Source organism: Actinoplanes sp. NPDC051633 (assembly GCF_040681735.1).
Taxonomy (GTDB): Bacteria; Actinomycetota; Actinomycetes; order Mycobacteriales; family Micromonosporaceae; genus Actinoplanes.
This window is the reverse complement of record NZ_JBFAZH010000632.1, coordinates 1-4,666: the sequence shown is the minus strand read 5'-3', so window position 1 is coordinate 4,666 and position 4,666 is coordinate 1. Positions and strand designations below refer to the sequence as shown.

Below are 4,666 nucleotides of genomic sequence, written 5' to 3'. Positions count from 1 at the left end.
GGGGCGACCTGCGTCGGCGGGCAGGGCGTCCACTGGACCTGCGCCACGCCCAGGCCGGTCGGCAGTGAGCGGATCCCGTTCATCGACGCCGACGAGTGGGAGGAGCACATCTCCACCGCCGAGCGGCTGCTGCACGTGACGCGTTCGGCCTTCGGCGACTCGCCGCAGGCCACCGCGATCCTTCAGCGGATCCGGGCGGAGTTCGCCCCGGACGGCATCACCGTCCGCCCGCTCCCGGTCGCCGCCGATCCGCGATCCGACGGCTCCCTGCGGTGGAGCGGCACCGATGTCGTCCTGGGGCCGGTCCCCGACGACCCGCGTTTCACGCTGCGGCCCGAGACGTTGTGCGTGCGCCTCGTGCGTGACGGTGAGCAGGTCGTCGGCGCGGTGCTGCGGGACCCGCGCACCGGCGCCGAGGACGTGGTGTACGCCGACGCGGTGGTCGTCGCCGCGGACGCCCTGCGAACCCCGCAGTTGCTGTGGGCATCGGGAATCCGCCCCACGGCACTGGGCCGGTATCTCACCGAGCATCCACTGCTGTTCGGTGTCGTCGCCCTGCGTGCGGACGCCGTGCCGCCGAGGGCGGACACCGCGGCGCAGGTCGACCCGATCCGCGCGGTCGTCTCGGTCGGCTTCGACGAGGAACGGCACCCCTACCACGCGCAGATGCTGTACAGCCCGGTCAGCCCCGCTCCGCTGCCGGCCGACAGCCCGCACCGGGACAACCCGGCCGGCTACGTCGGCATGGGCTGGGGCGTCCGCAAGTGGCCGCGGCCGCAGGACCGGCTCACCTTCGTCGACGAGGAACCCGACGAGAACGGGTTGCCGGGCATCCGGATCGCCTACGAGCTGACCGAGCGCGAGGAGGCCGAGCTCGAACGCGCGCGCGGACACCAGGCCCGAGCGGCCGCCGCGCTCGGCGAGTTCATCGCCGGGATGCCCAAGATCATGCCGGCCGGCAGTTCGCTGCACTACATGGGCACCGTGCGGATGGGACCGGCCGACGACGGGACCAGCGTGTGCGACCCGCAGTCGCGGGTCTGGGGCGTACCCGGGCTGGTGCTGGCCGGCAACGGCCTCATCCCCACCGCGAACTCGTGCAACCCGACCCTGACCAGCGTCGCCCTCGCGATCCGCGGCGCCGGGGCGCTGGCCGACGACCTGGCGAAGCAAGCCGCGGCCCGGGCCTGACCACCACTACCGACAGCGACCGACGACCCGATCCGACTCAAGATTGCGAGCACCGATGACCATCGACGCCGTGACCGCCGAGGACCTCGCCCGCCGGCTGGCGGACGTCGAGGCGCAGCTGGCGGCCGTCCGCCAGGAAGCCGGCCGGGCCGCCGACCGGGGAGCCGTGGAGAACGTCTTCAACCGCTACATGCACTACCACAACGCGTACGAGGACCAGCGGATCATCGACGAGCTGTGGGCGAAGCCCGGCACCCCCGGCATCCGCTCCCGCTACAACAACGTCGGCGTCTACACGACCTACGAGTCGGTGACCGCCTACCACCGCGGGCGGCCGCGCCCGGTCGGCAAGCTCCTGCTGCACTACACGACCACCCCGGTGATCGAGGTCGGCGCGGACGGGCAGACCGCGAAAGGGCTGTGGCTGATGGCCGGCACCGAGTCCGGGCTGACCGACCCGGCGGTGGCGGAGAACGTACCCGAATGGGTCTTCTCGGGTGGCGAGGTCGACGGCAAGCGGGTCTGGGCGCACTGGGTCTGGTGCAAGTACGGCGTGGACTTCATCCGGCAGGACGGCGAGTGGCGGATCTGGCACTTCCGCTGCTACGAGATCGCCCGCGCGCCGTTCGACCGGGACTGGGTGTCGTTCGCGGCCGACAACCAGGAAAGTCACGACTCGGCGCTGGCCTGGTTCGGCGACGACGGCGTACCGGTGTTCCTTCCGCCCGTCGATGCGCCCGCGCCGACGCAGTACGAGCCGTACGCCAACGACCGCGCGCAGACTCTCGACCCGGTTCCGCCGCTGCCGTACCGCGAGTTCACGGACACCTTTCAGTGATTCCGGCGGACTCGCTCGGCCAGACGGCCGGCCCGGCCATGACGGTCGACGGTCCGCCGCGCCGGCCTCGGCTGCTGCTGGCGATCGCCTGCGCCGCGCAGTTCATCTGCGTCCTGGACGCCTCGATAGTCAACGTCGCGCTGCCGCCGATCCAGGAGAGCCTCGGACTGTCGGCGACCGGGCTGCAGTGGGTGGTGAGTAGTTACACGCTCACGTTCGCGGGTTTCCTGCTGCTCGGCGGCCGGGTCGGCGACCTGTGGGGCCGCCGCAGGGCGTTCGTCGGCGGGCTGCTGCTGTTCGCCGTCGCCAGTCTGGCCGCCGGGCTGGCCCAGGAGGGCTGGCAGCTGGTCGCCGCCCGGTTCGTGCAGGGCGTCGGCGGCGCCGTGCTGGTTCCGACGACGCTCAGCCTGATCACCACGGGCTTCACCGCACCGCAGGCGCGGGCTCGCGCGCTCAGCGTGCTGACCGCGGCCGCGGCGGCGGGCGGCGGGTTGGGCGGCGTGTTCGGCGGCATCCTGACCGGGCTGCTCAGCTGGCGCTGGATCTTCTTCGTCAACGTGCCGCTGGCGGCGATCCTGGTGGTCGCCGCGGCGTGGGCGCTGACCGGCCGGGCTCCGGGGCTCGTGCGGGGGCGGCTCGACCTGCCCGGCTCGTTGTCGGTCACGGCCGCAACCGCGGCCCTGGTGGCGACGGTGATCCTCGGCGAGGAACGGGGCTGGCTGTCGGCGCCGGCCCTGCTGTGCCTCGGCGTCGCCGCGACGGCTTTCGCCGTCTTCATTCTCGTGGAGCGCCGAGCCGAGGATCCGGTGGTCCCGCTCACGGTGTTCCGGGTACGCCCGGTCACCGTCGCCAACGCCCTCGCCGCCCTGGTCGGCGGGGCGCTACCCGCGACGATGTTCTTCCTGACCCTGTACCTGCAGCTGGTGCTGGGCATGGACCCGCTCACCGCCGGCCTGGCGCTGACTCCGGGAGCGGTCGGCATCGCGCTCGGCGCCCGGGCCGCGTCGCGGTTGATCGGCCGGCTCGGTCCACGCCGGACATTCATGCTGGGCTCCCTGCTCTCGGCGGGCGCGCTCCTCTGGCTCTCCGGCATCGACGTCGGGGGCCGCTACCAGTGGGACGTGCTCGCACCGCTGATCCTCGCCATGGCGGGCTTCGGCGCCGCCGGGCTGCCGCTGACCGTGACCGCCACCTCGGGCCTGGGCGAGGGCCGGTCGGGTCTGGCATCCGGGCTGCTCTCCGCGTCCCGGCAGGTGGGCAGCGCCATCGGGCTGGCCACCCTGGTCGCGGTCGCCAGCAGCTGGACGGTGACCTCCGGCCTGGTCGGACCCGCGGCGCTGACCCGCGGCTTCGGCGCGGGCCTGCTCTGCGGCGCCGGTCTGCTCTGCATCGCCTGCCTGGCCGCGATCGCGCTGCCGGGCCGCTACGGACAACCACGAAGGGAACCGACGTGACGACGACGAAGTGGTCCTACATGGACCATTGGGTGACGGAGACGCCGCAGGGGCCGCAGCCGCCCTCGTTCAACCGCGCCTACATGGACCGGTACGTCAAACAGCTGTCGGCACTGGGGTTCCGGGGCTTCGACACGTTCTTCTTCTACCTGCCGATGCTGGCCGGCCTGTACGGGTCGGTGCCGGCATTCGAGCGGTTCCTGCAGGACAACGGCTTCGACAAGATCACCGGCATCTTCTCCGCCTACCCGTACGCGACGAAGTACACCGCACCGCACGTCCGGGAGACGCACGACCGGATCGTCGCCGACTGTGCGCGGACGATCCAGGCGGTCGACGGGCTGTCGGTGGAGAACTTCATCGTCATGCCGTCCACCACATACTTCCAGGTGGAGCCGGTGACCGATGACGAGATCAAGATCATGGGTGACCTGTGGAACCGGGTCGGGCGGCTGACCCTGCAGCACGGGATGCGCACCACCTGCCACTTCGAGTTCTGGGGCGCGATCCGGACCCGCGAGCAGCTCGACCTGTTCTTCGCCCACACCGACCCCGAGCTGGTGTTCTTCTTCTGCGACACCGCGCAGCACACGATCGCCGGCGTCGACCCGGTGCAGATGTTCCGGGACTACCGGGATCGGTGCACCGGCTTCCACTTCAAGGACACCCACACCGTCGACACGACCGAGGCCTACCGCACGCCGCCGGACCCCGAGCTGATGGCGCCGGGGGTGGACCGCTGGTTCTACGAGATGGGCACCGACGGCGGCCTGGTCGACTTCCCGGCCCTGATGCGGGAGATCGTCGCGTCCGGCTACGACGGCTGGCTGACCGTGGAGCACGACAAGGCGGAGCTCGGTGGTGGCAGCTACGCCGAGGCCACCTGCGTCGCGAAGTGGTACATCGACAACGTTCTCGCCGAGGTGACGGCATGAGGGACACGCTGCGCTGGGCGTACGCCCTGAACCAGTGGAAGGTGCGGATGGACGTGTTCGTCCGGCACTCCGATCAGCAGCGGGCGCTGAAGACGGTGTCCGCGTGCGGCTTCGACCACGTCGAGCTCGCCGCCGGCACCGGCCGCTGGGAGAACCTCGGCCGGCCCGAGGTCATCCTGCTGAACCACGGCAGCCCCGAGGGCTTCCGCAGCTTCCTGAACGCCTGCTCGGTGCGCGGTGTGTCGAGC

At 71.6% G+C, this 4,666-nt stretch carries 5 protein-coding genes; all 5 read left to right on the top strand.

Features of this window, described 5'->3' with window-relative positions; genetic code table 11:
• Positions 1 to 1,191: GMC oxidoreductase (locus AB0M20_RS28365; RefSeq protein WP_364303319.1), on the top strand; the 1,191-nt coding region annotated here is incomplete at its 5' end.
• Between the two features lie 55 nt (positions 1,192 to 1,246).
• A complete protein-coding gene (locus AB0M20_RS28360; RefSeq protein ID WP_364303317.1) occupies positions 1,247 to 2,029 on the top strand; it encodes a nuclear transport factor 2 family protein in 783 nt (260 codons plus the stop codon).
• Entirely contained in the window at positions 2,026 to 3,483 is a 1,458-nt protein-coding gene (locus AB0M20_RS28355; protein ID WP_364303315.1) for an MFS transporter, read from the top strand. The genes AB0M20_RS28360 and AB0M20_RS28355 overlap by 4 nt, the downstream gene beginning before the upstream one ends.
• The gene (locus tag AB0M20_RS28350; protein WP_364303313.1) at positions 3,480 to 4,418 is read left to right on the top strand and encodes a TIM barrel protein; all 939 of its coding nucleotides are present in this window, start codon (positions 3,480 to 3,482) and stop codon (positions 4,416 to 4,418) included. The genes AB0M20_RS28355 and AB0M20_RS28350 overlap by 4 nt, the downstream gene beginning before the upstream one ends.
• Positions 4,415 to 4,666, top strand: a 252-nt coding sequence (locus tag AB0M20_RS28345; RefSeq protein ID WP_364303311.1) for a hypothetical protein, incomplete at its 3' end; no start/stop codon positions are given. The genes AB0M20_RS28350 and AB0M20_RS28345, both read left to right, overlap by 4 nt.